Below are 25,921 nucleotides of genomic sequence, written 5' to 3' on the forward strand. Positions count from 1 at the left end.
ATGACCGGGGCGATGACCGGAGGCAAGCGGCGCAAGGGATTAAGGCTGCCGCCGGTCGCGCCGATCGTGCGGTTCGGGGCGATGGGGGCTGCATTTCTGCTCGGCACATGGGGATTCGCCCAAGCCTATGGGCAGGCCGGGATACCCTCCACCCTCGCGCAGGATGCGTTCCGCTCGCTGCGGCTGATCGTCGGCAATTTCCCCCAGGCGCTGGAGGGGCGTGATCTGCCCGTCGCGCTGCATATCGCGCGCTGGGCGCTGCCGCTGCTGACCTTCTGGTCCACCGTCGCGCTGGCATGGGAACAGTTGCGCAACCCCTGGCGGCTGGCGGTTATCCGGGCGCGCGGCGACCATCTCGTGATTGCGGGCGACGCCGATAGCGGGCTGGCGGCGCAGGCCGCGTCGGGCGCGCTGGAGGAAGGGCGGCGGGTTTTGCTGTGGCCGGGCGACCGCCGCACTCTCTGGGTTGCCGACGCGATCGAGGCCGGGGCGGCAGAGGTCGAGCAGGCGGAAACTGGCGAAAGCGCGCAGGCGCTGGCGCTGGACAAGGCGCGGGCGGTGCTGCTGCTGAGCCGGGAGGCGCGGACAAACATCGCGCTTGGCTCCGCCGTAATGGGACAGGCGGCACAGGTGCGCGCTGCTGGTGATCCGCTGGACGTCATCCTGCGCGTCGATGACCTCGACCTGCGGCGCAGCGTCGAACAGCGTTTCGAGCAGGGCGACCGCAAGACCGCGCGAGTGCGGCTGGCCGCCCTGCCCGACATTGCCGCGCGACAACTGGCGCTGGCCCGGCCAATCGATGGCTTCATGCGCGCAGGACAGGTTGGGCGCGGCTTGCTGGTGATCGGCTTTACCCCGCTGATCGAACGCTATATGCTGCGCACGCTGGCCGGGGGTCACTATCGCGACGGCGGCAAACCTTCATTCTTCATCCACCTGCCCGCTGCCGCGACGACCGAAACCGCTTTCCGAGCGCGCAATCCGACGGCGGACAGCCTGTCGCCGCTACGCTTTGTCGAGGCCCGGACTGATCCAGCGGGGATCGGCGCGCTGATCGACCTGCATGTCGCGGCGCACGGGGAACCTGTCGCGATCCTGATCGATGTGGGCGACGATGACCGGGCGCTGGCGATCGCACTGGCGGTGGATGCGCGCTATCGCGCCGCCGCGCTGGTTGCGCCGCCGATCCATGTGCGGATGGATGGCGGGCATGATGCGCGGCTGGGCGCGGGGATATGGCCGTTCGGCGCGCTCGCTGATCTGGCCGATCCCGACATGCTGTTGCAGGACCGGCATGACGCGCTGGCTCGGTCGATCCATGATTTCTATCTGGAAGGCCGCTTTGCCGAGGGTGAGCGGATCGGCGTGCGGGCGTCGATGCAGGAATGGGAGAATCTGCCCGAATCCTTCCGCGACGATAACCGACTGGTCGCCGACTGCTACAGTCTCAAGCTGCGCGACATTGGCGCGCGGCTGGTGGAGGGCAGCGGACCGTCGCTGCTGCTGACCCCCGACGAGCTGGAGGAATTGTCGCGCGCCGAGCATGATCGCTGGATGGCGGCCAAGCTGGTGCAGGGGTGGACGTTCGGCGCGGTGCGCGACGATGCTGAAAGGTTGCATCCCGACATCATCCCCTATGATGATTTGAGTGAAGAGATCAAGGATCTGGACCGGGAACAGGTGCGGATCATGGCGCGGTTGCTGGGCGCGTCGGGGCGGCGGGCGCTGCGGGTGCTGACCGTTGCAATCCTGCCCGGTGGCGAGAGTGCGCCGCCCGATCCGGGCGCGTTGCTGGCGGCGCTGGACGCGCATTATCCCGACCGGGCACCATTGTTTGTAGGCGATCTGGCCGATGGCTGGTCGCGGGCGATGATGGGCCTGCTGCATGAACGGGGGGGGCTGATCCAACTAAGGCTGACCGGCCATGTTCAGACGATCATCGACACGCTCCCTGGCGGCGACGCCCGAATGACGGCGGAACTGGTGCGGGCGGCGGACGGGATTTACGCCGTGGCCGATCCTGCGGACCTGCCCGACGCGCACCTCATCCTAGCGCCTGGCCCTGCCGACGACACCCGCGCGGTGCAGTTGGGAGGCGATGGCGCGATCGTCCGGGCACCATGGGCGCGCTAAGGGGTAGCGGCAAGATCCTTGCCGCGCTGGGGGCCGGGCTGTGGCTGATCGGGCGCGCGGCACGCGGCATGGCGCGGCGGGTGATCGCGGGCGACCGGCTGGCGCAGCGGCAACTGGCGGACGGCCTTCGCTTGCACGTCTGGCGACCCTTGCGCACCTTGCTGCCGCTGGCCGCGCTGGCTGGGATGATCGCCGGGATTGGCGCGGCGCGGCTGCTGGCGCTCTATAATGCGCAAATTCCGGTGCAATCGGCGCTGGCACAAACGCTGCTGCGCGATATCGTGCCGTTGCTGGTCGGCCTGTTCGCGTCGGGCAGCGTTTCGGTGGCGCTCTCGTCCCGGCTGGGGGCGATGTCGCTCAATCGGGAGATTGACGCGCTGGAGGCGCTGGGTCGCGACCCGGTCGGCCATGCGCTGGGTCCGGCCCTGGTCGCCGTGCTGTTGTCCGTGCCGATACATATGATGCTGGGGGGCCTTGCGGCGCTGGTCGGCTGCGCCCTGCCGCTGGGGCTGATCGCCAATATCAGCTGGTCGCAATGGGCAGGTTTTTCCTTTTCGCACGAGGCGGCGGGCGCAATGCTGACTGGCATGGGCAAGGTGCTGGTTTACGCGCTGATCGCCTTTGGCGTGGGCGGCGCGGTGGGGGCCAAGCCGGTGCGATCCCCCGCCGACATTGGCCGCCGCGCGACCACCGCCTTTACCGCCGGACTGCTGGGGATATTCACGGCGGCGGCGATATGGACGGCGCTGTCGTGACGCAGTTGCTGGCCTTTGAAAGCGTCGGCCTGGTGCTGGGCGGGGTGCGGTTGTTGGACCAGATCGACCTGACTATCGCGGCGGGCGAGCGAGTCGCCATTGTCGGGGAAAGCGGGTCTGGCAAGGGCTGGCTGCTGCGGCTGGCGGTCGGGCTGGCCGAGCCGGACAGCGGCACGGTACGGCTGATGGGGGTGGCGCTGGACGATGCGAATACCGACCAGCGCCGGTTGTTGCGCGCCCGATGCGGGCTGGCGATGCAGGGCGGATCGTTGCTGGGTGACCTGACAGTCGAGGAGAATATGCGGCTGGCGTTGGGCCACGTCGGCGGACGCGATGCGCGGGCGGCGCGGCGGATCGACCGGCTGTTGCTGGAATATGGGCTCGAGCAGGCGGCGACCGTCCGCGCCGACATGCTGTCCATCGGCGAGCGGCGACGGGCCGAACTGGCGCGCGCCTTCATGCGCGATCCTGACCTGTTGATTTTGGACGAGCCGTTCGAAGGCGCCTATGCGCGCGGCGCAGTGCTGGAGGAACAGGTGCGACGGCGAATCGTGCCCCATGGCCGGGGGCTGTTGCTGCTGTCGCAGGATGTGGCGCTGGCAGGGCGACTGTGCGAACGGGTCTATCGGCTGGAGGCTGGGCAGTTGGTGTGACCCGAATGCCCCCTCCCCGTTCGGGCTGAGCTTGTCGAAGCCCCAGCCTTTCCCTTCAAGAAGGACGGCGCTTCGACAAGTTCAGGGCGAACGGAGGTGATTTGATCGCGATGCTTCAACAGGGGGCAGCAGTAACCTTACCCGACACCGCATCCTCAACAAATGCCGCGACCGCCTGTTCGATCGCACCCTGAAACGCCGCAGCCCGCACCGTGCCTGCCGCCGCAGCGATTGGCTGCGTCGCGCAATAGCGGCCGGTCCACACCGCCTTGCCCTGCGCCACCTGGGTCACGTCGAAAGCGACCACCGCTTGCGCAACTCCTGCGCTGGTCACTTCCTCGAACCGATCGAGCGTCGCCACTACCCGGCGGTCGGCGGCAAGCGACAGATCCGGCCCGGTGACAGCCGCAAAGCGGGTACGCAACCCCGCGACCAGCGCGCGGGCGAGCATGGTGGCGGGCGGTTCTTCCCAGAACAGGGTCGAGGCCTGGCGGATTTCGCCCGGCGTGGCCGCATCGACATAGGCGTAGCGCAGCCCGCCGCTCAATCCCCGCGCCTGCACCGGGGCTACCGCCAGCGTCGGCGTCGGCTGGACCGGGCCGGGGGCGAAGCGGGGCGAGACGCGCATGGTCACGGGCGCGTCGCCACCTTTCAGCGCTGCGCAGGCCGGGAGCATAAGCAGCAGCAGGATCGAGGCGAGGCGCATCATTTCTTTCCTCCCGGCGGTGGCGGATCGGCATAGCGCTGGCCCCGGATCGCAAAGGTCGGGTCGCCCGCCAGCCGTTCGCTGAGGTTTCCAAGGCTGGCGCTGGTACGTTCCAGATTGGCGCTGGTGGCGATCAGTGAGGCGGACGCCCCTTCGAGGATCATCCGCGCTTCGCTGGCGCTGCCCTTCCCTTCGGCGAGCAGCCCGGCGATGCTGCTCTGGTTCTGCGCGACCATCGCCTGGGTTTCGCGCAGGATGCCGTTGAGCGCAGCAATGTCGATCTCCGATGCGCGCCCGGTCGCCTTGCGGACGTGGGAGAGGGTCAGCGCAATATCGCCCTGCCCTGGCGTGAAGCTTCGGTCGAGCTGGGTGCTGAGCGAATTCAGCGCGGCGAGGGTTTCGGTCGCGTTACGCGCGACCTGCGCCATATCGACCGCGCTGCCCGACCCGTCGCCCTGCAACATCGTGGAAAGCCGCTGCGCCATGGCGTTGGCGGTGCGGGCGACGGCAGCCGCTTCGCCAATCGCGATGGATGCGGTTTCGAACAGGTCGGCGGGGCGGCGGCATCCGGCGATGGCATCGGCGCTTTGTGGCCCGGCGATCGTGTCGCAACCATAGGCAAGGCGCGCGGTGGCGCATTGGGCAGCGGCAGTTTCCAGCGCGACCAGTTCGATGCGCGGGGCAACCAGCGGATTGGCCGCGGCAACCGTGGCAAAGGCGCAGCGGGATGGCCGCCAGTCCTTTGCGACGCCCATATGGACCGCGAAGGTGCGGCTGGCCCCGTCCAGTTCGACGGAACGCACCTGCCCGATGGGTGCGCCGCGAAAATAGACCTGAACACCGGGCGAGACGCCCTCGACATCGTCGAGCGTGGTGGCGATGACCCGCTGGCGGAAGAAGGGATCGGGGACCAGCGCCACTATCGCTACCAGCGCCACGGCGAAGATCGCGGTCCCGACGCCCCATCTGATCTGCGTTGCTTCGTCCGGCGTCATCGCCCCCTCCCCCGATGCAACAACAGACCCGTACGGGGGGCTTGTCAAGCGGGATCGGATGCGCGAGACTTCCACGCTATGTTCGAAGTCTGGCTCGACGGCACATGGGATATCGTCGATACGATCGGCCTAGCGCCGCCCGAAACCATAGTCTGCATCGTCGGGGGCCGAGACGCCACCGACATCGCTTTCATGACCGGTTCGGCGACGTGATGATGAACGCCCAGTCGACCCTCGTCTCGCGGGTAAACGATTATTCGTGACGCGTTATCCGCTTCCCAAAGCGCGCCTTGCAAATCACATTTTCGCGAACGACTTCAGCGTGAACCGAAGACAGCGCGCTTGTCCTCGCGGCGGCGGCCGACCAGCATGCCGCGTTCCAACCGGGCGCAAAGCGCGGCGTAATAATCCGACAGAAAGCCTTCATCGTCGCCTTCGTCCGCCAGCCCCGCCTTGCGCCGGATGGTCGCCGCTACGGTAGCGATCGCGTCATCCTGCCCGCTGCGCAAAACCGTCTCCAACGTCTGCAATTCATAAATGCCATACAGGTCGAGCGCGGCGTCGCTGAAGACGCGGCGCGGCTGCGCGGCGCGCGCCGCGACAAGATCCGTGCCCAATGCGGCGCGGACATTGAGGACGACCCAGGTGCCCGCCAACAGATCGCCGACACGCAGTCGGTCGCGGTTGAAGAGAGGGAAGAAAAGGAAAATGCCCGTCCAACTCAGCGCGAACAGCGTGAGGAAACCGTCGGCCGCGTCCTGCGCCGCCTGCATCCCCAGGAAGGACAGAGGCAGGAACACCTCTATCTCGCGCAGCGCGTTGCGGGCGATCACCGCCCCGCCGGCCAGCCGCCCGCCATCACGCGCGACAACCCGCAACCCCAGCATCCGCTTGCCCGGCGTCGCGCCGCGTCCGCCCATTTCGAACAGGATGAACCATCCGTTGCGTAGAACGAAGGCACCGATCAGCCAGAGTATCTGGAAGACTTCACCGCCGCCGCCTGCAAGGCCAAGCAGCGTGATCGCGGTGGTCGCCAAAATCAGGCTGATGAAAAGGATCAGCATGTCGATGATGAAGGCGGACGCGCGCGTCCCCGCGCTCGCCAGTTCCAGACGCAGGTCCACGCCCTCAGGCGTGACGAAGCTGCGGCGCAACGACCGCGGCGCGCCGGGCTTGCGGTTACGCCGCCAGCGCATCGCGACCCTCTCGCCGACGCGGCAGATAATAATAGGCAAGCCAACCGACCAGCATGGCCAGGCCGATGCCATAGCGCATCGGGTCGGACTGGACCGTTTGCCGCCCGATCCCTTCCAGCAAGCCCGCAACCAGCAACATCAGCACGACCCCGGCCATGACGACGGCAGCACGACGTCCGGCCCGCACGGCGGCCTCGACACGGTCCTCGCGACCCGGAAAAGCGATGGCCGTCCCGATCTTCATCCCCGCCGCCCCGGCCAGGATGATGGCGAACATCTCGGTCGAACCATGGATGGTAAGCCAACCGAGAAAATTGAGGCCCAATCCCTTCTGCGCGAACAGGCAGAGCATCGCCCCTAAAGTCAGGCCGTTATAGAGGAGCAGCAGCACGGTCGGCACGGTAAAGGCGAAGCCGAGCGCGAAGGCGAAGATGGCGACCTGGCTGTTATGGGTGAAGAGATAGGCGGCAAAGGTCGCGAGGCCGCTTCCTTCTTGAGGCCCATAGATGGTGGCACGCAGCGCTTCGGTGCTGGCCGACGGGTCGCGCCCGCCCGACATCGCATCGGGAATGATGCTGTAATACCAGCTGGCATCGCTGGCGACCAGCCACCAGCCTGCAGTGACGCCCACGATAGTGAAGATCAAACAGGCCAGGGTCTCGCGCCACAAAGCCTGGACTCCGAGTGGCCAATCTACGGCCAGGAAGCGGCCAAGCTGGCGCAGCGCGGTGTCGGGCACGCCGTACAACTGGAAATAGGCGCGGGTGCATAATTGTTCGAGATAGGTGACCAATGCGCGGTCGAGCGAGGTTTCGCGCGCGACCGACAGAGACGATAGCGCCGAGCGGTAGAGCAGCGGCAGAGCCAGAATATCATCCTCCGACAAAGCCCGGACAGATCGCTTTTCCATGCGGATGATAAGCTGATCGAGCCGCTCCCACTCCGCCTCATGCGCGGCGCGGAAGCGGCTGGCGTTGACCAGCGGCGCGGCTGCGCCTTCGACCATGGCGCTCACAACAGGTTCCTCCGCTTGAGATCGACATAGCCCTGCACCAGCCGGTCGGCGACGCGGTCATGCTCGGCTTCGATGACATGGGCGCCCAGATGGCGCAGGCGGGTCAGCACGATCAACCGATCCTTGAGCAGCGCAGCAGCGGTGACCGCGCGCGTGACATCGTCCGCGCTTTGCGGACGGCGGTCGAGGATCGATTCCAGTTCCTCGTCGCGCAGCACCACGACCAGCAGCAAATGCCTTTCCACCAGCCGCCCCGCCGCGCGGACGAGAAATTCGGCAGAGGTGAGATCGGTAAATTCCGTGAACAGGATAATCATCGACCGGCGCGTCAGCCGGGCCGCCAAATTGGTCAGCGCATGGGTATAGTTGGTTTCCTCGCCGCTATAGTCGATCTGCGCAGCAAGCCGTTGCAACTCACTGAACGCCGCCGCGCCCGACACCATTCCGCTGGCGATGCGCGGGCGAGAGTCGAAGGCGTGGAGCGCGACACGGTCCCCCAGCTTGAGCGCGACCCAACCGGTCAGCAACATGGCCGAGACTACCCGGTCGAGCCGACTGAGTCCCCCGACCGGCTCGCTCATCTGCCGCCCTGCGTCGATGGCGAAGACGATCTGGTTGTTGCGTTCAGACCGAAACTCCTTGGCGTGCAACTTGCTGTGGCGGGCCGACTGCTTCCAGTCGATGGCCCGTCGGTCCATGCCGGCATGGAATTCGACCAGCACGTCGAAATCCGCACCGTCGCCACGATCGATTTGCGCCATCAGGCCTTGAAGCGCATGCCGCTGGAATATCTGCGCGCCGCGTTCGTGGACCGGGCGGATGTCGGGCAAAATCGCCATGGTCACGTCGAGCGGCAGGCTATGCTGTTTCCAGACGAGACCCAGCGGCCCGCGCCAACGAAGCCAGGCGCGAGTGATCCGCGCGGTGCCGCGCCGGGCTGCGCGCAACGGGATGGCGGCCACGCCCCGCCCGTCGATCAATTCGACCCACGGACTGTCCTCCTCCTGTTCCAAAAGCGGCCCGCTTCCCACCAGCAGTTGCGCGCGGGCAGGCGCGGCACCGGGGATGGTCATGCTTGCCCTGCCGTCCACGCTCGCGCCGACGCTGGCGGTTCTTGGTAGATCGAGCGTCAATTGCGCCTGCGAAGGGCGTGCGCCCTGCAGCGCGTCCGCCAGCGTCGCCAGCAGCACCGCGATCGGCCAGGCCAATGCAGCATACCAGCGTCCCGGCACCATCAGCGCAACCAGCAAGGTCACAGGTGCGCCGGCCGCCGCCGTCCAGATCGCGGTGCGGGTCGGATAGATCATCGGGTCAGCGCGGTGCCTCGATCGTTTCGATGATGCCGGTCACGACATCCTCGATGCGGCGGCCGTCAATCTCGGCGGCAGGCGATAGGATCAGGCGGTGGCGCAGCAAGGCCGGGGCAAGTGCTTTGACATCGTCGGGGATGACGAAGTCCCGCCCATCGAGCGCCGCGCGAGCGCGCGCGGCCCCGGCCAGCATCGCGCCAGCGCGCGGGGACGCACCGCTTTCCAGATCGGCAACATCGCGCGTGCCGCGAATGAGACCAAGAATATAATCGACCACTTCGTCGACAAGCAGCACCTGATTGACGACGCCGATGGCTTCGCCGATGCGGGCCGCGTCGGCGACGGGCACAACGCCCCATTCCTGCGGCGTCATCGCATGGGTCCGCGCGCCGTGGGTGGCGATGATGCGCCGTTCCTCCGTCGCGCTTGGATAATCCACGCTCTGCTTGAACAGGAAGCGGTCGAGTTGCGCCTCAGGCAGGGGATAGACGCCCTGCTGCTCGATCGGGTTTTGCGTCGCCACCACCATGAAGCGGTCGCTCAGCGGCAGGCTGTCGCCATCGATGGTGACGGTGCGTTCCTGCATCGCTTCCAGCAACGCCGCCTGCGTCTTGGGCGGGGTGCGGTTGATTTCGTCGGCCAGCAGCAATTCGGTGAAGATCGGTCCCCGCGTCAGCGTGAACTGGCTGGTCTGGAAATTGAAGAGATTGGCGCCGACTATGTCACCGGGCATCAGGTCGGGGGTGAATTGAATGCGCCCGAAATCCAGGCCGAGCGCACGGGCAAAACTGTGCGCGATCAGGGTCTTGGCAGTGCCGGGCGGACCTTCGAGCAGGATATGTCCGCCCGAAAACAGCGCGACGAGCATGAGGTCGACCGTCGCCTCCTGCCCCACCACGGCGCGCGCCACTTCCTGGCGGATCGCCTGGCCCAGCGCCTGAACTTCGGTCACATTCACTTGGCTTTCTCCCCCTGCCAATCATGGAGCGCCTGCGCGGCTTCGAGCAGGCTGTGTCGGTCGCTGGCCGCTTGCACCGCCTGCGCCAGGTCGGTGAAGCGGTGCTGCGCCTTCAAACTATCGAGATGCTGGTCGAGCGCGCCGTCGCGCAGTCGCGCTGGCACGCCGAAGGCGCGCGCCGCCCGATCGCGAATGGCCGCGGCATAGCGGCCGCCCAGCCGCGCCTCGCGGCCCGCTTTGCGGATCAGTAGCGCACTGTTGTCGACCAGCGCCGCCTTGCCCAAAGCGACGGCGCGCGTCCGGGCGCGCGGCGGGCCGAAGCGACCAAAGGCATGAATGCCCGCCAGCAGCAACGCGGCCAAGATGGTCAGCGTCATCGCCAGGAAAGGCGGCTCGAACAGCAATTTGAGCGGACTGCGCGAATGGCCAAGCCCGTTCAGCGAGACATCGAAGGCAACACCTTCGGCCCCGGTGCTGTTGATCCAATCGAGCAGGGCCAGCGCCGCGCGCGCCTGGGTCACATCCTTCATCCCGCGATTGTTGAGCAGGTCGGGGTCCGCCAGCACATAAAGCGGCCCCTCGCCGACCTGGCCCAGCACGATGCCGCCTTTGCCGTCCGTCAGCAGGGGCGTGAGCTTGCGCCAGCGATCGTCCTGCTCGTCATTGTCGGGATCAATGCCGGTGATGACCTGAATGGGACGCGGCTTCCAAAATCGGCCCGGCACGCCGCGCGCCGTCAGTACCCCGCCACCGCTGCGATAGTGGCGCATGGTGAAGCGCACGCCCGGCGAGAGGACACCGATCGGTTCGGACAGCGGCAATATCCCTTGATAACGCGCCCACCCCTCATGGTCTTCATCCCGAACGGTGCGCCATTTGGGCAAAATGAACAGGGTGGGTCGACTGGTCCGCTGGGTCAGCGCCTCGCTCACGTCGATGCCGCTGGTTTCCGGCGTCACGACCAGCAGATCTTCGGTGTCGAAATCGCGCGCGCTGCGCACGATCCGCGGCTGCCGCCCGGTCGCCTCGGCCAAAGCGACCAGCCCCGCATAGCCCGTCACTGCGTTGGACAAGGCATGACCGCCACCATTGCGACCCGACCGCAAATCCGGCGCATAGGCACCCAGCACCAGCATCGCCGCAAAGCCTGCAATGCCGATCGCCAGCATCAACGCGACGGTGCGCCCGCGAAACAGCGTGGCGTCGTTCGCCGGGCGGCCAAACGCAACGTCGCTCATGCCGTCCAGGTCCGGCTTTGCGCGAAATCGGCATAGGCGCGGCGGCAGCGGTCCCATTCGACAGCCGCGATCGGGCGGCGGCCAAATAGGCTGCGTTCCACGGCTGCGGCAATCTCTGCGAACAGGCGGCGCGGCGCGGCGGGCACGCCCTGCACCGTGGCGAGATCGCGACTGGTAAGGGCCGGGCGGACAATCTGCGGACGGCGGCGAGACAAATCCTCGACGCTGCGCAGAAGCAGGTGATGCACCGCTTCGGCATAGCGCCCCTGCGCGGCCAGCGCGTCGGCTTCCTCCAGCCAGGCGCGCGCCGGTTCGGCATCGGGGGTCCAGTCTTCATCAGGCGCGACGGGAACGGCCACCGCGCGGCGGCGCAGGCGCGGCAGTCGCCAGACCCCGTGCCGGATGCGATCGACCGCCATCCACAAAAGGAACAGCAGCAGCGCCGCGATCATGGTCCACAGGAAGATACGGGCATAGGGTGCGTCAGGCATGAAGCTGCCGATCCAGCGCAGGAAGCGGTCGACCGGCGCCAAGGCCTGCTCCAGCCATTCGCCCAGCGCCTTCAACCAGGCCGGAGGCGGCTGCCGTCCGGGCGCGGGCAGCAGGTCGAACTGCACGTCCCCCTCCGCCCGCAACGCCCGATGCGCTGCGGCAAGTTGATCGTCCGCCATCTCTGCTGGTGCGGCCATGCCCCGATTACCCCCGTCACGCCGAACCCTAACGCCTGGGCGCGGCGGCGCAAGCTATTCAAAGAGTGACAAAGTCCATCGAATGAGACAGCATTGATGCCAAGTCCATCAATCGGGGGGTATCAAAATGGCGACGCGAGCAGGTTCTAGCGAGGAACAATCTTTTTCCATCGGCACGGTGCTAAGTCGCGCCTTTGGGACATTGGGTGACAATCCGATCGCGACGTTCGGCATAGCCTTCCTTTTGGGCGCCGTGCCGCAATCGCTCTACACCTATTTCATCGGGGCAACGCTCGCGACGGCTGATCGCTCCAGCACGGTCGGCGCGGTAGCGGTGTCGATAGCCTCCTTCGTCATTTTCCTGCTGCTGTCCATGCTGGTTCAGGGCGCGCTCGTCCGCGCAACCCTGGCCTATGCCGAAGGCCAACGGGCGAGCTTCGCCGCATGCGTGCATGCGGGTCTTGCGGTCGCGGTCCCGCTGATCGGCCTCACCCTGTTACTGGTCCTGGGGGTCGTGGCGGGTTTCATCCTGCTCGTGGTGCCGGGCATCATGCTCTACATCATGTGGTCGGTCGCCGCGCCCGCTCTGGTCGTGGAGAGAAATGGCATATTCGCCGCTTTCTCCCGCAGCCGGTATCTGACCAAGGGCGCGCGCTGGAAGATTTTCGGGCTGCAATTTTTGTTGTTGGTCCTGGTATGGCTGCTGACGGCCGTGCTGGGCGTCGTCATGGTGACGAGCGGCATGATGTCCATGGCAACCGCCGACGCATTGGCGCTGTCGCCGCTCTATCTGATATCGACCGCCATCACCAATACGCTGATCATCGCCTTCTGGAGCACGACACAAGCCAGCCTTTATACCGCGCTGCGCAACTGGAAAGATGGTCCCCAATCACAGGATCTGGCCGACATCTTCGCATAGGAAGGTGAAGGCGGTGGCGCGGCAATCGAACATGCATTCATAGCTTAACGCGTATTGCATTGATGTCTCAAGGGCAGGATGAATGCGCTGTTCCTCAAGGTGGAGAAAGGCTTTTCGGCAGGACCGGTAGGCTGTGGCTATCGCACAGTGAGGCGGCTTTCCAGCGAAGGTGAAATGGTGCGCGGCGAATGCCAGATCGAGCCAAGCGAAGCGCCAGTGGTCGAGCGCATCTTTCGCGAGTTCGCGGCCATGGAGCAACACGACCGTAACCGGCAAGCTTTGCCAGGGCGTGGCTATTCTCAACACTGAACTCTATGTCGGAAAGCGGGTCTGGAACCACAAACATTATCTCAAGAATCGCTGACGGGTCAGAGAGTAGCCCGCACCAATCCCGAGGCCGAATGGGTCTGCGGATCGTCAGCGACGATCTATGGCAGGCTGTGAAACAGCGACAGGACGCGCTTACCGACAAATATATCCAGGCCACGCAAGCCAGCCGGATGCATCTTGGCAGACGCCCGGTCCATCTGCTCTCGGGCCTCATCTAACTGCTCTCGGGCCTCATCCAGTGTGGCCTGTGCGGCGGCAAGGTCGGTGTGGCGGTCAGTGGGCGCACGGCTGTTTAAACCATCATCGCCGCCAAATCTGCGCCAACAACCGGTCCATTCGCCGTGAAGTGCTGGACCAGCGGGCACTTGCGGGCCTTCGGGTTCACGGGAGAGGCAATATTGGCCACGGCAAGCAATCGCCACTCCCTACCCCCCCCGCAACAACCCCACAGCCGCATCCTTCTCGAACAGATACAAGCACACCCGCGCTGCCTGCCCGCGCGCACTGTCCAGCCCGCCGTCGCGATCGATCAGCAGCCTCGCGTCATCGCGCGCCGGGTCGATCAGCGCGGCCATATGTTCGGGCGTCGCCAGCTTCAACGCCGCCTCGCCCGACTGCCGCGTGCCCAGCACTTCGCCCGCGCCGCGCAGCCGCAAATCTTCCTCGGCGATCAGAAATCCGTCATTGGTCTCGCGCATCAGCGCCAGCCGCGCGCGCGATGTCTCGCCCAGCGCGCCGCCCCGGATCAGCAGGCAGACCGAAGGCTTGTCGCCGCGCCCCACCCGCCCGCGCAACTGGTGCAACTGCGCCAGGCCGAAGCGTTCGGCGCCCTCGATGATGATCAGGCTGCTATTGGGCACGTCGACGCCGACCTCGATCACCGTGGTCGCGACCAATATCTGCGTCCGATTGGCGGCGAAGGCCTCCATCGCCGCATCCTTGTCCGGCCCTTTCATCCGGCCATGGACCAGCCCGACCGCTTCGCCAAAGCGCAGCCGCAGCGATTCCGCGCGCGCCTCAGCCGCGGCCTGATCGCTGGTTTCGCTTTCCTCGACCAGCGGGCACACCCAATAGGCCTGCCCCCCGCTGCCCACATGGCGGGCCAGCGCATCGACCACCTCGTCCAGCCGCGTCGCCGCCATCACCACCGTCTGGATCGGCTGCCGCCCCGGCGGCATCTCGTCCAGCTTGGACACTTCCATTTCGCCATAATAGGTCAGCGTCAGCGTGCGCGGAATCGGCGTCGCCGTCATCACCAGCAGATGCGGCGCCTGGGTCGCCTTGTTCGCCAGCATCATCCGCTGCGCCACGCCAAACCGATGCTGCTCATCGATTACCGCCAGCCCCAGCGCCTTATACTGCACCTTTTCCTGAAAGATCGCATGGGTGCCGACCAATATGTCGATGCTGCCATCGGCCAGCCCCATCAACGTCGCCTCGCGCACCTTGCCCTTGTCGCGCCCGGTCAGGATGGCGATCTCCACCGGCAATCCCGACGCCATTTTGCGCAGCGTCTCATAATGTTGCCGCGCCAGTATCTCGGTGGGGGCCAGCATCGCCCCCTGCATCCCCGCTTCGACCGCATTGAGCAGCGCCATCAGCGCTACCAGCGTCTTGCCAGACCCCACATCCCCCTGCAGCAGCCGCAGCATCGGCGTCGCCTGCGCCATGTCGCCCTCAATCTCGCCGAACGCACGCCGCTGCGCCCCGGTCGGCGCAAAGGGCAGTTTCAGCATCGCCCGCAGCCGCCCGTCGCCCGCGATCGGCACGCCCCGCCGCCGCCGCGACGATTGCCGCACCAGCATCAACGCCAACTGGCCCGCCAAAATCTCGTCATAGGCCAGCCGCTCGCGCGCCTGGGCATCGGACGGATCGGCATGAATGCGCGTCAGCGCCTCGCGCCACCTCGGCCAGCCCTTTTGCGCCAGCAGGCTGGGCTCGACCCATTCCGGCAAATCGGGCGCACGGGCCAGCACCTGCGCCACCAAATCGCGCATCCGGTTGTTGGTCAATCCGTCGGACAGGCCATAGACCGATTCGCGCGCAGGAACGCTGCCCGCTTCCTCCGGCGGCAGCACATCGGGATGCACGATCTGCAGCGTCTCGCCATAGCTTTCCAGCTTGCCCGACACGAATTTGGCTTCGTTCAGCGGCAACAGCTTGCGCGGCCACCCGCTATTCTTGCCGAAATAGATGAGCGACACATAATTGCCGTAGCGGTCGGTCGCCTGCACCCGAAATGGGGTGCGCGCGCCGCCGCTGGCCTTATAGTCCACCGGCGTCAGTTCGATGCCGATCACCCGCCCCGCATCGGCCATGTCCAGTTCGTCGGTCAGGTGCCGGTCGACCCAACTGACCGGCAGGTGAAAGGCGATATCGACCGCGCGCGCCAGCCCCAGCCGCTCCAGCGGGCGGGCCAGCGCCGGGCCAATGCCCTTAAGGACAGAGATTTCGGCAAAGAGCGGATTGAGAATATCGGGTCGCATGTCTATCTGCTGCGCTCTACTCCAGGCAGGACATATACTCAAACGCACGTTCGGCCCGGCTGTTTTTGCTCAACCCTACTCCCGTTCGTGCTGAGTAGGGGCTGAGCGAAGTCGAAGAGCCGTATCGAAGCACCGGCCCTTCGATACGCCATTTCGCCTTCGCTCAATGGCTACTCAGGACGAACGGAAATGGGAATGACCATGAACGAAAATCCCCAGATGCGCCGCATGAAATTCCGCGCATGGCACCGCGGCACGCGCGAGGCGGACTATACCGTCGGCGGCTATTTCGAACGCTATCATGCCGAATGGGACGAAGCCGACGTTGCCTGGTTCGAACGCTTCATGGACGAACAGGATGCCGATATCATCGGCTGGGCCTTGGGCACCATCCCCGTGCCCGACCAATGGAAAGGCCCGATGATGGACAAATTCCTGAAACTCGATTTCGTGAAGATCGAGAACTGATCATCCTCCCCTAGCAGGGGAGGTGGCGGGGCGCAGCCCCGACGGAGGGGTGTCACCCTATCGATGGAGCGACACCCCTCCACCACTTCGTGGTCCCCCTCCCCTTACAGGGGAGGATTTAAGAGCGAACATATGACCGATCTCCAAACCATCCTCCGCGCCAAAGCCCCGCTGACCCTGTCTGGCGTGCCTGCCGGGTTCCAACCCTGGCTGCTCGCCGACATCGCCCGCGCGGCCTATGGGTCGGGTCAGGCCCGCGCGCTGTTCATCGCCGCCGATGAGCAGCAGATGCGCGCCATCGCCGACACTGCCCATTATTTCGCGCCAGAGATCGGCATCATCGAAATCCCCGCCTGGGACTGCCTGCCCTATGACCGGGCCAGCCCCTCGCTGCGCGCCGCCTCGGCGCGGCTGGCGGGCCTGCACGCGCTGCAAGCCGCGCCCAAGGCACCGCAACTGGTCGTCACCACCCTCGCCGCCATGACGCAGCGGACGCTCACCCCGTTCCGCGTGCGGCAACTGGTCGCCCATCTCGCGCCCAAGGAGCGGATCGCGATCACGCGGCTGGCCGCCATGCTCCAGGGCAATGGCTATGTCCGCACCGACACCGTGCATGATCGCGGCGAGTTCGCGATACGCGGCGGCATTGTCGATCTGTTCCCCGGCGGCGAGGAGCAACCGCTCCGCCTCGACTTTTTCGGCGACGAGATCGAAACCGTCCGCCGCTTCGACCCCGCCGACCAGCGCACCACCGGCAGCATCGATGGCTTCACCCTGCTCCCCGCTTCCGAAGCGCTGCTGGACGAGGAAACCATCAAGCGGTTCCGCAGCCGCTATCGCGAAACCTTCGGCGCGACCGCCACCGGCGATCCGCTCTATCAGGCGGTCAGCGAAGGCCGACGCCTCGCGGGCATGGAACATTGGCTGCCCTTGTTCGAGGACAAGCTGGTGCCGCTCGCGGACCATATCGGCGCGGACACCGTCATCATCCGCGACCATGGCGTCGCCGGTGCCGCCGATGCCCGGTTCGAGGCGATCCGCGACTATCATGCCAACCGGGTCCAGGCCAAAACCTCCGACCCCGGTGCCTATCGGCCATTGAAGCCCGACCTGCTCTATCTCGACGCCGCCGAATGGTACGCAGCCGTCGCCACCCGGCCGATGCACGCTACCACCCCCTTCCACGAGCCGGCCAGCGCCGAGGTGCTGGACTTCGCGGTCGATGGCCCGCGCGACTTCGCCCCCGAACGCGCGCAGAATATCAACATCTACGAAGCGGTCGGCAAACATATCGCCGCGCTGCAACGCGCGAAGAAAAAGGTAGTGATCGCCAGCTATTCGGGCGGCGCGCGCGAACGATTGTCCGGCCTGCTGCTCGACCATGGAGTCAAGCGCCTCGCCGCCGCCGATGGCTGGCAGGAAGCGCTCGGCATCGCCGCCAATGGCAGCGTGACGCTCACCGTCCTGCCGCTCGACCATGGCTTTGCCGCGCCCGACGTCGCGGTCCTGACCGAACAGGATATGCTGGGCGACCGGCTCGTCCGCCGCGCCAAGCGCAAGAAGAATACCGACGCCTTCCTCGCGGAACTCGCCACCCTGTCGCCCGGCGACCTCGTCGTCCACATGGACCATGGCATTGGCCGCTATGAAGGGCTGACCCAGATTCCGGTCAGCAAGACGGCGCATGATTGCGTAGCGCTCAGCTATGCGGGTGGCGACAAGCTGTTCGTGCCGGTCGAAAATCTCGAAGTCCTCTCCCGCTACGGGTCGGACAGCGATGGCGTCGGCCTCGACAAGCTGGGCGGCGAAGCCTGGCAACGGCGCAAGGCCAAGATGAAGGAGCGCATCCGCGAAATCGCGGGTGAATTGCTCAAGACCGCCGCCGAACGCGCACTGCGCGCCGCCACCGTCGCCGAACCCGATGTCGCGGGCTACCCTGCCTTTGTCGATCGCTTCCCCTATCAGGAAACCGAGGATCAGGACCGCGCGATCAGCGACGTGATCGAGGATCTGGGATCGGGCAAGCCGATGGATCGCCTCGTCTGCGGCGATGTCGGCTTCGGCAAGACCGAAGTCGCCCTGCGCGCCGCCTTCGTCGCGGCAATGGCGGGGATGCAGGTCGTCCTCATCTGCCCGACCACCCTGCTAGCGCGCCAGCATCATATGCAGTTCGAGGAACGCTTCCGCGGCTTCCCGGTCAATATCGGCCGCCTCTCCCGCCTCGTCACCGACAAGGAGGCGAAGGCGGTCAAGGCGGGCCTCGCCGACGGCACGGTCGATATCGTTGTCGGCACCCATGCGCTGCTGACCAAAGGCATTGATTTCAAGCGGCTCGGCCTCGTCATCGTCGATGAGGAGCAGCGCTTCGGCGTCACCCACAAGGAACGCTTGAAGTCCTTGAAGACCGACGTCCATGTCCTCACCCTGACCGCCACGCCCATCCCGCGCACGTTGCAAATGGCGATGTCGGGCCTGCGCGAACTCTCGGTCATTCAGACGCCGCCGGTCGATCGCCTCGCGGTCCGCACCTATATCATGCCCTGGGACGGCATCGTCATCCGCGAAGCACTGCTACGCGAACATTATCGCGGCGGGCAGAGCTTCTTCGTCGTTCCCCGCATCGCCGACTTGACGGAGATCGAAGAGTTTCTGCGCAACGAAGTCCCCGAAATCAAGGCCGTCGTCGCCCACGGCCAGATGTCGGCGACCGAGGTGGAGGAACGCATGTCCTCCTTCTACGACAAGCGCTACGATGTGCTGCTCTCGACCACCATCGTCGAATCCGGCCTGGATATCCCCAGCGCCAACACGCTCATCATCCACCGCGCCGACCGCTTCGGCCTCGCCCAGCTTTACCAATTGCGCGGCCGGGTCGGCCGGTCGAAGACGCGCGCTTATGCCTATATGACCACGCCCGCCAACCGCATCATCACCGAGACAGCGGAAAAGCGCTTGAAGGTCTTGTCCGATCTCGACACGCTCGGCGCAGGGTTCCAGCTCGCCTCCCACGATCTCGACATTCGCGGCGCGGGCAACCTCGTCGGCGACGAACAGTCGGGCCATATCCGCGAAGTCGGTTTCGAACTCTACCAATCGATGCTGGAAGAAGCGATCATGGACGCCAAGGCGGGCGGCGTCGGCCTCGAAATCCGCCGCGACAGCTTCTCGCCCCAGATCAGCGTCGATGCGCCGATCATGATCCCCGACGATTATGTCCCCGACCTCGACCTGCGCATGGGTCTCTATCGCCGCCTCAACGAGTTGGAGGACCGCCAGGCGCTCGAATCCTTCGCTGCGGAACTGATCGACCGTTTCGGCAAGCTGCCTGCCCCCACGCAAAACCTGCTCAAGATCATCGAGATCAAGCAGAATTGCGTGAAGGCCAATATCGCCAAGATCGATGTCGGGCAAAAGGGCGCGCTGGTCAGCTTCTTCGAAGACAGCTTCCCCAATCCGGCGGGCCTCATCGCCTATGTTCAGCGGCTCGACGGCGTCGCCCGCCTGCGTCCCGACAGCAAGATCGTGGTCAACCGCGCCTGGGCCGATTCCGCCGCCCGCCTCAACGGCGCGCTGCAATTGTCGAAGGGGCTGGCCAAGGCTGCCGCTTGATCAGGCAGGACTTTGTCGCCCTTCGGCAATGAGCTGGCAACAGTGGATACCTACATCCGCCGCAGGTGATCGGGCAATATAGCCCGGCGCCGCAACGCAGGAGAATGATAATGAGCCTAACTCTCATCGCGCTGGCGGCCGCTGCCGCCACGCATAGCGTAACCCTCGATCATCATGGCACGTCGATGCAGGCGCTCTACACCGCCCGCGCCGATGTCGAAGCGCGTACCGTGGGCGCAAAGACGCCCAACCGCATGGATATGCAGCGGTGCAAGTGGACCGCGACGGTCGTCGTCGATCGCAAGCTCGACCATGGCCCCGCGCTCGCCCGCACCCTCGCCAGCGACACGCGCTTTTCCGGCAGCGAAGCCGGTGCCTGCGCACGCGACGACCGGCTGGAACAGCGGGTGCTGGCCCAGCATGGCGATCGCATCCAATCGACGCTGGTGGCGATGGCGGAGCGTGATCGCGCGCCGCTGATGGCCGAACTGGATTCGGTGCGCGCGCTTGCGTCGAACTGATCCCAAACCGATGCGGGTGGCATGGGCAGCGGCGTTCGGGCTCGCCGTCCATGCCCTTCCCGCCATCGCGCAGGATCGCGGCCTTGCCGCCACGATCGAAGCCGCCAGCGACGAACGCCGCCGGGGCCTGAGCTGGAGCGATGGCGATCCGGTGCTGCGCAGCACCCTGTCCATCCCCGTCACCTCCGGCCTCAGCCTCGATGGCGCAGCCACCACTTTATGGGGCAGCACCCGCCATGGCGGCGCCGACGCAGCGATCGACATCGGCCCCAGCTGGTCGCAGCAGATTGGCGGCTGGCGGCTGACTGCGCAGGGCCGCTATCATCTTTTCCCCGGTGCCTCGGATCAGGGCTATGGCGAAGTCGGCGCACAGGCGGGCTTCCTCATCGGCCCGGCTAGCGTCGACATCGCCGCTCATTATGCCCCGCGCCAATCGGCGATCGGCGGCGACAATCTCTATGTCTCCGCCGCCGCCGCCGTCGCCGTCCCCGGCACGCCCTTCACCCTGTCGGGCCATGTCGGCCGCTCGTCGGGCAGCGTGCGCGATCCCCTCGCCGCCGCCCGCCTGCGCCCGGATGGCAATTATTGGGACCATGGCGTCGCGCTCGACTGGTATCGCGGCCAATGGTTCGCTGGCATCCGCTATGCCGGCAGCGGCATAGACGGCCCCGGCCGCACCCATGCCGGCGACCGCCTGATCGCCCGCGTCGGCTTCAGCCTCTAAGCGCGCGCCACATCCAGCGCTTGTCGCGCCCGCCGCAATGCCATAGCGTGCGCCCCTTATCCCAATGGAGGCGCGCGCTATGGCTGTCGAACTGACGATACTGGCATGGTCGATGGTCCTGCTGCTCGTCCACATCTTCGCAGCGGCGCATTTCAAGACCAAACAATATGGCCCGCGCTGGAACATGGGCGCGCGCGACGAAAAGCTCCCGCCGCTCCATCCCCTCGCCGGACGCCTCACCCGCGCCCAGGCCAATTTTCAGGAAACCCTGCCCATCGCCATCGTCGCGCTGATCGGCGTGGTGCTCGCGGGCCGCACCAGCGACACGACCGCGCTCGGCGCCTGGATCTGGCTGGGCGCGCGCCTCGCCTATCTCCCCGTCTACGCGCTCGGCATCCCCATGATCCGTACGCTGATCTTCCTCGTCAGCCTGATCGGCCTCGGCATGGTCCTCTGGCCCCTGCTCGGTCTCTGACCCTTGCCCCGCGCGCCCGCGCCCGCTAAGCGGCCGCCCCATGACAGCGCATAAACCCGGCGATCCGACCACGCTCAACCGCCTCTATGGCCGCCAGTCGGGGCACAAGCTGCGCCAGGGGCAGCAGGAACTGGTCGATACCTTATTGCCCGCCGTGTCCGTGCCAAACGAAGGCCCGATCACCGCCGCCGATCTATTCGGCTATGACCGCCCGCTCCATTTCGAGATCGGCTTCGGCGGCGGCGAGCATATGGCCTGGCGCGCCGACCTGCTGCCCGACCATGGCTTTATCGGCTGCGAGCCGTTCCTGAACGGTGTCGTCACCGCGCTTGGCCATATTCGCGACGGCGCGCTCGGCAATGTCCGCGTCCATATGGGCGACGCCCTGACCGTGCTGAACCGCATCCCCGACGGCTCGCTCAGCTTCGTCTATCTGCTCCATCCCGACCCCTGGCCCAAGGCGCGCCACGCCAAGCGCCGGATGATGAACCCCGGCCCGGTCGCGATGATCGCGCGCAAGCTCAAGCCTGGCGGCGAATTTCGCTTCGGCACCGATCACCCTGTCTATCTGCGCTGGGCGCTGATGGTGATGAACGGCCATCCCGATTTCGACTGGCTGGCAAGCGACCCCAAGGATTTCCTCACCCGCCCCGGCGGCTGGCCCGAAACCCGCTATGAGGCCAAGGCCCGGCGGCTGGGCCATGAAGTCTGGTATTTCCGCTATCGCAAGCGCTGAGCCGCAGGGCTCAGTCCGTCCCCTCGAACAGCGCGGGCGGCGCGCCATGGGCGTCGGGCCATGCCAGATAGGCCACGTCTGTCGGCCCCACGACGAAATCGCGGACCCGCCACGCGCTGCCTGTCCGCTGCAACAGCGCATAAACATCCGCCCCATCGAGCATCCCGGCGCGCAGCCGCTCGGCATGGCGCGTCCGGGTAAAATCGATCGCATCACCGGCCGTCGTCTGCGGCACGACATGGGCGAAGGCCCAGTCGCCCTGCACGCGCAAGGCCCGCACCACGAATTGCACTGGTTGCCCAAGGTCACGCGCAATCTGTGGCCGCAACGCATCCAGCACCGCCCGCCGCTGCGGATCGCCGACGCCGATATTGCGCACAACGGTCGCTGGGGCCGCCCCAACCGATGGGGTCGCCACCGATCCGATCACGATCGAAGCCGCAGCTGCCATCTTGCCCATCATCCGCATCGCTTCGCTCCCCTATGGCCGACCCGGACCAGGCCAACCGATATGACAACGGCGCAGCGAACCACGTCCGCTGCGCCGTCAGTTTCGCCAATCCCCGCCTCCCCCCGGATGCGGGCACCGACGTCCAGTGTCAGTTGGCCTTGCTCAGATCGACCTTCTCGACCCATTCGGGGTAGAAGCTCGGTTCGCGATTGGACCAGCCCGCCGCTGTCGCCGCCGCCTCGCTGATCGACTGCAACAAGATGCGCCGCTTTTCAGGGTGGAGATGCGGCAGGCTCGCCGCCGCGCAGAAGGCGCCGGGTAACCAAGGCCGCGCGCCCGCGCCCAGCAGCCGCTCATACAGGAAGCGATAGGACGAAAAACTGGCCAGCCGGTCCTGCCCCAGGTCGAAGGCGGAGATCGTCACCAGCGGGGCCATGAACGGCTCCACCTGCTCCAACCCGCTATCGTCGGGCACCCGCGCCTTGATCTCGTCCAGCCGTCCATAGATGCGCGCCTGCGCCCGGATGGAGGCTTCCTCGACCATGTCGCGCGACCATAGCTTCATCGCGTCGCGGCGATGCAGGCCGATGTCGAGCGACCGGCGAATATAACGTTGCGTGGCAGACGAGAAGCTCGCGAACTCGCGCAGTTCCGCCAAGGTGATGGCGCCGTCTGCAGGTTTTGCACTCGTACCCATGTTCATGCCCTCCGACGTGTAGTCGATCGTCAGAACATGCGCCCTCTATGGTTACTGAAGGCTTAAGCGCCTGTTCCGCCGCCGTTCACAAGGGATCAGATTTCCTTGTGCAGCGCAACATGTAAATCGGATGACAATCATCATTTGGTCGCGTCGCCCGTTACGCCCCTGGTCGCCGCGCCAGCACCGCGCCGATCATGCTGCGCCACACCGCCACGTCGCCCGCTTGCGCCATCTGCGCGTCCGGTTCGCGCAACGTATGCAATATGGCATAGGCGTCCTCGACATGGTCCTGCCACGCCGCATCCACGGCCCCTGAAGCATGGGGATCGCTGCCTTCGCCATTATGGCTCAGATGCCGTCCGGCCAGGACGCGGGCAATGCGCTCGACGGCGGGGGTTGCGGATGTCGGCATGGGGTGCAGGCTCCTCTCGTTACGGGCGGCGATGGCTTCACCTGCCGCCCGCAAAGTCTATCATCGTTCGGATCGAAAAACCATCAATCCTCCGGCGTAAAGCCCGAAGATGGCACGGGTTCACCCTTGTCACCGGGTCGCGTGCTGGACGGCGGATCGGATGCGTCCATCGAATCCTCCAATTCCTCGTCCAGCTTTTCCTCGGCATCGCGAACATGGTCCTGCGCGTCGCTGCTGCGCGCCGCGTCGGCTTGCTCGTGGGCCTTGGTCTGGGAATGATCAATCGGGGTCATGCGTCTCTCCTCCTCGATGCCACACAGGCATCTCCCCCGATCAACGGGCCGGGCCGCATCCCGGTTCCCGCGCGCCGTTCGACCAACGCGCCAACCGCTTCGACCAGCAGCCACGCGATGGGGCGACAAGCGGCCCACGCGCGCGTAAACAGGATGCCATGACAAATGCGCCCGACGACGGCGAACGCGGCATTTCGCCCGCGATCGCGCTCTATTCCATTCTCGGCTTCTGGTTATTCTATGCCGTGCTGGTCACGCTGCGCGCTACGGTCATGGGCTTCGATGCCCCCTATGAGCTGGCCGCGCGCCGGGCCATCGTCACCGTCATCGGCATCGTCACGACCTGGATCTTCTACCTGATGCTGCGCCGCTTCGACACGAAGCCCTTGAGCGTCCGCGTCGTCGCCGCCTTCTCGCTCGCCGCGCCCTTCGCGCTCGCCATGGCATCGGCCAATTTCTACATGTTCAACGTCTATGATCCGGTCAACATCTTCACCGATGGCGACCGGATGAAATTTCGCAGCGAAGAACATTTCGCGCTTATCCAGATCGTCGAGGATGCGATCAGCCGCTATTTCTTCCTCTCCGCCTGGGCCGCGCTCTACCTCGCTCTCTCCTACGCCAGCGAAGTCCACCGCACCGAACGCCGCGCCGCCCGGCTGGAACGCGCTGCGCAACAGGCCGAACTGCGCTCGCTGCGCTATCAGGTGAACCCGCATTTCCTGTTCAATACGCTCAACAGCCTCTCGACCCTCGTCATGCGCAACAAGCCCGACGAAGCGGAAAAGATGATCCTGTCGCTCTCCAACTTCTACCGCACCAGCCTGACCGGCGATCCGCTGGACGACGTGCCGTTGGCTGAGGAAGTCCATCTCCAGCAGCTTTATCTCGATATCGAGGGTGTCCGTTTCCCCGAACGGCTGACCAGCGTCATCGACATCCCCGCCGACCTGATGACCGCCTGCGTCCCCGGCCTCATCCTCCAGCCGCTGGTCGAAAATGCGATCAAATACGGCGTTTCGCGCACGTCCAGCCCGGTGCAGATCCGCATCACCGCCCGCGCCGATGGCGACCTGCTCCACATCAACGTCACCGATAATGGCGACCAGCCGCCCGGCGACGCCGATCGCGGCAGCGGCATCGGCCTCGCCAATGTCCGCGACCGGCTGACCGCGCGCTTTGGCGATCAGGGCCGCATCGCTTATGGTCCGCGTGAGGGCGGCGGCTTCTCCGTCCTCATCACCCTCCCCATCATCCGCCAGAGTTGCTGATCCCCATGTCCATCCGCACCATGATCGTCGATGACGAACCGCTCGCGATCGAGCGGCTGCAGATGCTGTGCGCGCGCGAACCGCGCCTGACGCTGTGCGGCACCGCCAGCGATGGCGAAGCCGCCCTGCGCCTTATCGAAGCCTTGAAGCCCGACCTCGTCCTGCTCGACATCGCCATGCCGCTGCTCGACGGCATCGGCGTCGCCCGCGCGGTCGGCCGCATGGGCCTGCGTCCCGCCGTCATTTTCGTGACCGCCTTTGAAGGCTTCGCGGTCGAGGCGTTCGATCTTGCCGCCGTCGATTATCTGCTCAAGCCCGTCGCGCATGACCGGCTGACCCGCGCGATCGACCGGGTCGAGGCCGCGCGCAGCCTGCCAGCCACCGACGCCCCCGCCATCTCGACCGAAGCCCAGACCGACTGGGCCGAGGAATTTTGGGTGCCGCACCGGTCCGAGCTGATCCGCATCGCCACCGACCAGATCGACCGGATCGAGGCGGAGCGCGACTATATGCGCCTGCACGTCGGCACCCACAGCTACCTCCTCCACCAGACGATCAGCAGCCTGGAGGAACGGCTCGACCCGCAGCAATTCGTCCGCCTCCACCGCTCCCACATCGTCCGCCGCGACCATATCGCCCGCCTGCGCCACGACGGCAGCGGCGTCTGGTTCGCCGCGCTGGCCAACGGCAACGAAATCCGCATCGGCCGCACCTTCCTCGCCAACGCGAGAGCCATGACCGGCCGCTGACCAATCCTCCCCTGTAAGGGGAGGGGGACCACGAAGTGGTGGAGGGGTGTCACCCTATCGAGAGCGTGACACCCCTCCGTCAGGGCTACGCCCTGCCACCTCCCCTGCCAGGCAGGGGAATCGCAT

27 protein-coding genes are annotated in these 25,921 nt (G+C 66.0%); 14 read left to right on the top strand and 13 right to left on the bottom strand.

Features of this window, described 5'->3' with window-relative positions:
• Genes OVY48_RS21805 through OVY48_RS21815 form a run of 3 tightly spaced genes read left to right on the top strand, consistent with a single transcriptional unit; the run spans position 1 to position 3,541 of the window.
• A complete protein-coding gene (locus tag OVY48_RS21805; RefSeq protein ID WP_313924425.1) occupies positions 1-2,133 on the top strand; it encodes a RyR domain-containing protein in 2,133 nt (710 codons plus the stop codon).
• On the top strand, positions 2,121-2,888 hold the full coding sequence (locus OVY48_RS21810; protein ID WP_313924426.1) for an ABC transporter permease: 768 nt from the start codon (positions 2,121-2,123) through the stop codon (positions 2,886-2,888). Before OVY48_RS21805 ends, OVY48_RS21810 begins: the two co-directional genes overlap by 13 nt.
• Positions 2,870-3,541 (top strand): ABC transporter ATP-binding protein, encoded by a 672-nt coding sequence (locus OVY48_RS21815; protein WP_313924427.1) that lies wholly within the window; start codon positions 2,870-2,872, stop codon positions 3,539-3,541. The genes OVY48_RS21810 and OVY48_RS21815 overlap by 19 nt, the downstream gene beginning before the upstream one ends.
• Positions 3,542-3,656: 115 nt before the next feature.
• On the opposite strand, the gene OVY48_RS21820 is transcribed toward OVY48_RS21815, so the two are convergent.
• Both OVY48_RS21820 and OVY48_RS21825 read right to left on the bottom strand, forming a co-directional pair.
• Positions 3,657-4,250, bottom strand: a complete 594-nt coding sequence (locus OVY48_RS21820) for an ABC-type transport auxiliary lipoprotein family protein (protein ID WP_313924428.1) — start codon at positions 4,248-4,250, stop codon at positions 3,657-3,659.
• The gene (locus OVY48_RS21825) at positions 4,247-5,242 is read right to left on the bottom strand and encodes an MlaD family protein (RefSeq protein WP_313924429.1); all 996 of its coding nucleotides are present in this window, start codon (positions 5,240-5,242) and stop codon (positions 4,247-4,249) included. Before OVY48_RS21825 ends, OVY48_RS21820 begins: the two co-directional genes overlap by 4 nt.
• A 78-nt stretch (positions 5,243-5,320) precedes the next feature.
• On the opposite strand from OVY48_RS21825, the gene OVY48_RS21830 reads away from it, so the two are divergent.
• Positions 5,321-5,455 carry a hypothetical protein gene (locus OVY48_RS21830; RefSeq protein ID WP_409593572.1) on the top strand — a complete coding sequence of 45 codons (135 nt, stop codon included), beginning with the start codon at positions 5,321-5,323 and terminating at the stop codon, positions 5,453-5,455.
• A gap of 104 nt (positions 5,456-5,559) precedes the next feature.
• Here OVY48_RS21830 and OVY48_RS21835 read toward each other — a convergent pair whose 3' ends face one another.
• The 6 genes from OVY48_RS21835 to OVY48_RS21860 are packed head-to-tail and all read right to left on the bottom strand — an operon-like array spanning position 5,560 to position 11,648.
• A complete protein-coding gene (locus tag OVY48_RS21835; RefSeq protein ID WP_313924430.1) occupies positions 5,560-6,438 on the bottom strand; it encodes an RDD family protein in 879 nt (292 codons plus the stop codon).
• Positions 6,422-7,444: a stage II sporulation protein M gene (locus OVY48_RS21840; RefSeq protein ID WP_313924875.1), complete on the bottom strand. Its 1,023-nt coding sequence runs from the start codon at positions 7,442-7,444 to the stop codon at positions 6,422-6,424. Before OVY48_RS21840 ends, OVY48_RS21835 begins: the two co-directional genes overlap by 17 nt.
• Positions 7,445-7,449: 5 nt before the next feature.
• The gene (locus OVY48_RS21845) at positions 7,450-8,760 is read right to left on the bottom strand and encodes a DUF58 domain-containing protein (RefSeq protein ID WP_313924431.1); all 1,311 of its coding nucleotides are present in this window, start codon (positions 8,758-8,760) and stop codon (positions 7,450-7,452) included.
• Positions 8,761-8,764: 4 nt separating this feature from the next.
• On the bottom strand, positions 8,765-9,721 hold the full coding sequence (locus OVY48_RS21850; RefSeq protein ID WP_313924432.1) for a MoxR family ATPase: 957 nt from the start codon (positions 9,719-9,721) through the stop codon (positions 8,765-8,767).
• Positions 9,718-10,959, bottom strand: a complete 1,242-nt coding sequence (locus tag OVY48_RS21855; RefSeq protein WP_313924433.1) for a hypothetical protein — start codon at positions 10,957-10,959, stop codon at positions 9,718-9,720. The genes OVY48_RS21850 and OVY48_RS21855 overlap by 4 nt, the downstream gene beginning before the upstream one ends.
• The gene (locus OVY48_RS21860; RefSeq protein ID WP_313924434.1) at positions 10,956-11,648 is read right to left on the bottom strand and encodes a DUF4129 domain-containing protein; all 693 of its coding nucleotides are present in this window, start codon (positions 11,646-11,648) and stop codon (positions 10,956-10,958) included. Before OVY48_RS21860 ends, OVY48_RS21855 begins: the two co-directional genes overlap by 4 nt.
• A 127-nt stretch (positions 11,649-11,775) precedes the next feature.
• Here OVY48_RS21860 and OVY48_RS21865 point away from each other — a divergent pair, with 127 nt between their 5' ends.
• Together OVY48_RS21865 and OVY48_RS21870 are read left to right on the top strand one after the other, a co-directional pair.
• Complete coding sequence (locus OVY48_RS21865) at positions 11,776-12,570, top strand: hypothetical protein (RefSeq protein ID WP_313924435.1); 795 nt, start codon at positions 11,776-11,778, stop codon at positions 12,568-12,570.
• A gap of 78 nt (positions 12,571-12,648) precedes the next feature.
• A complete protein-coding gene (locus tag OVY48_RS21870) occupies positions 12,649-12,879 on the top strand; it encodes a hypothetical protein (RefSeq protein ID WP_313924436.1) in 231 nt (76 codons plus the stop codon).
• Between the two features lie 446 nt (positions 12,880-13,325).
• On the opposite strand, the gene recG is transcribed toward OVY48_RS21870, so the two are convergent.
• A complete protein-coding gene (recG, locus tag OVY48_RS21875) occupies positions 13,326-15,386 on the bottom strand; it encodes an ATP-dependent DNA helicase RecG (protein ID WP_313924437.1) in 2,061 nt (686 codons plus the stop codon).
• 201 nt (positions 15,387-15,587) lie between these two features.
• On the opposite strand from recG, the gene OVY48_RS21880 reads away from it, so the two are divergent.
• The 6 genes from OVY48_RS21880 to OVY48_RS21905 all read left to right on the top strand — a co-directional run bounded on the left by OVY48_RS21880 (position 15,588) and on the right by OVY48_RS21905 (position 21,919).
• Positions 15,588-15,854 (top strand): succinate dehydrogenase assembly factor 2, encoded by a 267-nt coding sequence (locus OVY48_RS21880; RefSeq protein WP_313924438.1) that lies wholly within the window; start codon positions 15,588-15,590, stop codon positions 15,852-15,854.
• A gap of 132 nt (positions 15,855-15,986) precedes the next feature.
• The gene (gene mfd, locus OVY48_RS21885; protein ID WP_313924439.1) at positions 15,987-19,463 is read left to right on the top strand and encodes a transcription-repair coupling factor; all 3,477 of its coding nucleotides are present in this window, start codon (positions 15,987-15,989) and stop codon (positions 19,461-19,463) included.
• A 110-nt stretch (positions 19,464-19,573) separates the two neighbouring features.
• The gene (locus OVY48_RS21890; protein WP_037476621.1) at positions 19,574-19,984 is read left to right on the top strand and encodes a hypothetical protein; all 411 of its coding nucleotides are present in this window, start codon (positions 19,574-19,576) and stop codon (positions 19,982-19,984) included.
• 10 nt (positions 19,985-19,994) lie between these two features.
• Positions 19,995-20,708, top strand: a complete 714-nt coding sequence (locus OVY48_RS21895) for a TorF family putative porin (RefSeq protein WP_313924440.1) — start codon at positions 19,995-19,997, stop codon at positions 20,706-20,708.
• A 79-nt stretch (positions 20,709-20,787) separates the two neighbouring features.
• Positions 20,788-21,183, top strand: coding sequence for an MAPEG family protein (locus OVY48_RS21900; protein ID WP_313924441.1), 396 nt, complete (start codon positions 20,788-20,790; stop codon positions 21,181-21,183).
• Positions 21,184-21,223: 40 nt separating this feature from the next.
• Positions 21,224-21,919: a tRNA (guanine(46)-N(7))-methyltransferase TrmB gene (locus OVY48_RS21905; protein WP_313924442.1), complete on the top strand. Its 696-nt coding sequence runs from the start codon at positions 21,224-21,226 to the stop codon at positions 21,917-21,919.
• Between the two features lie 10 nt (positions 21,920-21,929).
• On the opposite strand, the gene OVY48_RS21910 is transcribed toward OVY48_RS21905, so the two are convergent.
• The 4 genes from OVY48_RS21910 to OVY48_RS21925 all read right to left on the bottom strand — a co-directional run bounded on the left by OVY48_RS21910 (position 21,930) and on the right by OVY48_RS21925 (position 23,775).
• A complete protein-coding gene (locus tag OVY48_RS21910; RefSeq protein WP_313924443.1) occupies positions 21,930-22,388 on the bottom strand; it encodes a hypothetical protein in 459 nt (152 codons plus the stop codon).
• Between the two features lie 130 nt (positions 22,389-22,518).
• Positions 22,519-23,067, bottom strand: coding sequence for a hypothetical protein (locus OVY48_RS21915; RefSeq protein ID WP_043154962.1), 549 nt, complete (start codon positions 23,065-23,067; stop codon positions 22,519-22,521).
• A 160-nt stretch (positions 23,068-23,227) separates the two neighbouring features.
• Positions 23,228-23,482 (bottom strand): hypothetical protein, encoded by a 255-nt coding sequence (locus tag OVY48_RS21920; RefSeq protein ID WP_069064926.1) that lies wholly within the window; start codon positions 23,480-23,482, stop codon positions 23,228-23,230.
• 83 nt (positions 23,483-23,565) lie between these two features.
• Positions 23,566-23,775: a hypothetical protein gene (locus OVY48_RS21925; RefSeq protein WP_096061980.1), complete on the bottom strand. Its 210-nt coding sequence runs from the start codon at positions 23,773-23,775 to the stop codon at positions 23,566-23,568.
• A gap of 158 nt (positions 23,776-23,933) precedes the next feature.
• Between OVY48_RS21925 and OVY48_RS21930 the strand changes: the two genes are divergently transcribed.
• Positions 23,934-25,046 (top strand): histidine kinase, encoded by a 1,113-nt coding sequence (locus OVY48_RS21930; protein WP_313924444.1) that lies wholly within the window; start codon positions 23,934-23,936, stop codon positions 25,044-25,046.
• A 5-nt stretch (positions 25,047-25,051) separates the two neighbouring features.
• Positions 25,052-25,795, top strand: coding sequence for a LytTR family DNA-binding domain-containing protein (locus tag OVY48_RS21935; RefSeq protein WP_313924445.1), 744 nt, complete (start codon positions 25,052-25,054; stop codon positions 25,793-25,795).
• Positions 25,796-25,921 lie beyond the last annotated feature (126 nt).

The organism is Sphingobium sp. SA2, from assembly GCF_032227065.1.
GTDB lineage: Bacteria > Pseudomonadota > Alphaproteobacteria > Sphingomonadales > Sphingomonadaceae > Sphingobium.

Bases quoted from the DNA above. Each gene is read 5' to 3' on its own strand.
- OVY48_RS21920 (WP_069064926.1), bottom strand. From the start codon at position 23,482: ATGCCGACATCCGCAACCCCCGCCGTCGAGCGCATTGCCCGCGTCCTG.
- OVY48_RS21890 (WP_037476621.1), top strand. From the start codon at position 19,574: ATGAGCCTAACTCTCATCGCGCTGGCGGCCGCTGCCGCCACGCATAGC.
- OVY48_RS21870 (WP_313924436.1), top strand. From the start codon at position 12,649: ATGAATGCGCTGTTCCTCAAGGTGGAGAAAGGCTTTTCGGCAGGACCG.
- OVY48_RS21810 (WP_313924426.1), top strand. From the start codon at position 2,121: ATGGGCGCGCTAAGGGGTAGCGGCAAGATCCTTGCCGCGCTGGGGGCC.
- mfd (WP_313924439.1), top strand. From the start codon at position 15,987: ATGACCGATCTCCAAACCATCCTCCGCGCCAAAGCCCCGCTGACCCTG.
- OVY48_RS21865 (WP_313924435.1), top strand. From the start codon at position 11,776: ATGGCGACGCGAGCAGGTTCTAGCGAGGAACAATCTTTTTCCATCGGC.
- OVY48_RS21900 (WP_313924441.1), top strand. From the start codon at position 20,788: ATGGCTGTCGAACTGACGATACTGGCATGGTCGATGGTCCTGCTGCTC.
- recG (WP_313924437.1), bottom strand. From the start codon at position 15,386: ATGCGACCCGATATTCTCAATCCGCTCTTTGCCGAAATCTCTGTCCTT.
- OVY48_RS21895 (WP_313924440.1), top strand. From the start codon at position 19,995: ATGCGGGTGGCATGGGCAGCGGCGTTCGGGCTCGCCGTCCATGCCCTT.
- OVY48_RS21830 (WP_409593572.1), top strand. From the start codon at position 5,321: ATGTTCGAAGTCTGGCTCGACGGCACATGGGATATCGTCGATACGATC.
- OVY48_RS21860 (WP_313924434.1), bottom strand. From the start codon at position 11,648: ATGGCCGCACCAGCAGAGATGGCGGACGATCAACTTGCCGCAGCGCAT.
- OVY48_RS21815 (WP_313924427.1), top strand. From the start codon at position 2,870: ATGGACGGCGCTGTCGTGACGCAGTTGCTGGCCTTTGAAAGCGTCGGC.
- OVY48_RS21905 (WP_313924442.1), top strand. From the start codon at position 21,224: ATGACAGCGCATAAACCCGGCGATCCGACCACGCTCAACCGCCTCTAT.
- OVY48_RS21805 (WP_313924425.1), top strand. From the start codon at position 1: ATGACCGGGGCGATGACCGGAGGCAAGCGGCGCAAGGGATTAAGGCTG.
- OVY48_RS21825 (WP_313924429.1), bottom strand. From the start codon at position 5,242: ATGACGCCGGACGAAGCAACGCAGATCAGATGGGGCGTCGGGACCGCG.
- OVY48_RS21820 (WP_313924428.1), bottom strand. From the start codon at position 4,250: ATGATGCGCCTCGCCTCGATCCTGCTGCTGCTTATGCTCCCGGCCTGC.
- OVY48_RS21845 (WP_313924431.1), bottom strand. From the start codon at position 8,760: ATGATCTATCCGACCCGCACCGCGATCTGGACGGCGGCGGCCGGCGCA.
- OVY48_RS21835 (WP_313924430.1), bottom strand. From the start codon at position 6,438: ATGCGCTGGCGGCGTAACCGCAAGCCCGGCGCGCCGCGGTCGTTGCGC.
- OVY48_RS21915 (WP_043154962.1), bottom strand. From the start codon at position 23,067: ATGGGTACGAGTGCAAAACCTGCAGACGGCGCCATCACCTTGGCGGAA.
- OVY48_RS21880 (WP_313924438.1), top strand. From the start codon at position 15,588: ATGAACGAAAATCCCCAGATGCGCCGCATGAAATTCCGCGCATGGCAC.
- OVY48_RS21840 (WP_313924875.1), bottom strand. From the start codon at position 7,444: ATGGTCGAAGGCGCAGCCGCGCCGCTGGTCAACGCCAGCCGCTTCCGC.
- OVY48_RS21855 (WP_313924433.1), bottom strand. From the start codon at position 10,959: ATGAGCGACGTTGCGTTTGGCCGCCCGGCGAACGACGCCACGCTGTTT.
- OVY48_RS21935 (WP_313924445.1), top strand. From the start codon at position 25,052: ATGTCCATCCGCACCATGATCGTCGATGACGAACCGCTCGCGATCGAG.
- OVY48_RS21910 (WP_313924443.1), bottom strand. From the start codon at position 22,388: ATGCGGATGATGGGCAAGATGGCAGCTGCGGCTTCGATCGTGATCGGA.
- OVY48_RS21925 (WP_096061980.1), bottom strand. From the start codon at position 23,775: ATGACCCCGATTGATCATTCCCAGACCAAGGCCCACGAGCAAGCCGAC.
- OVY48_RS21930 (WP_313924444.1), top strand. From the start codon at position 23,934: ATGACAAATGCGCCCGACGACGGCGAACGCGGCATTTCGCCCGCGATC.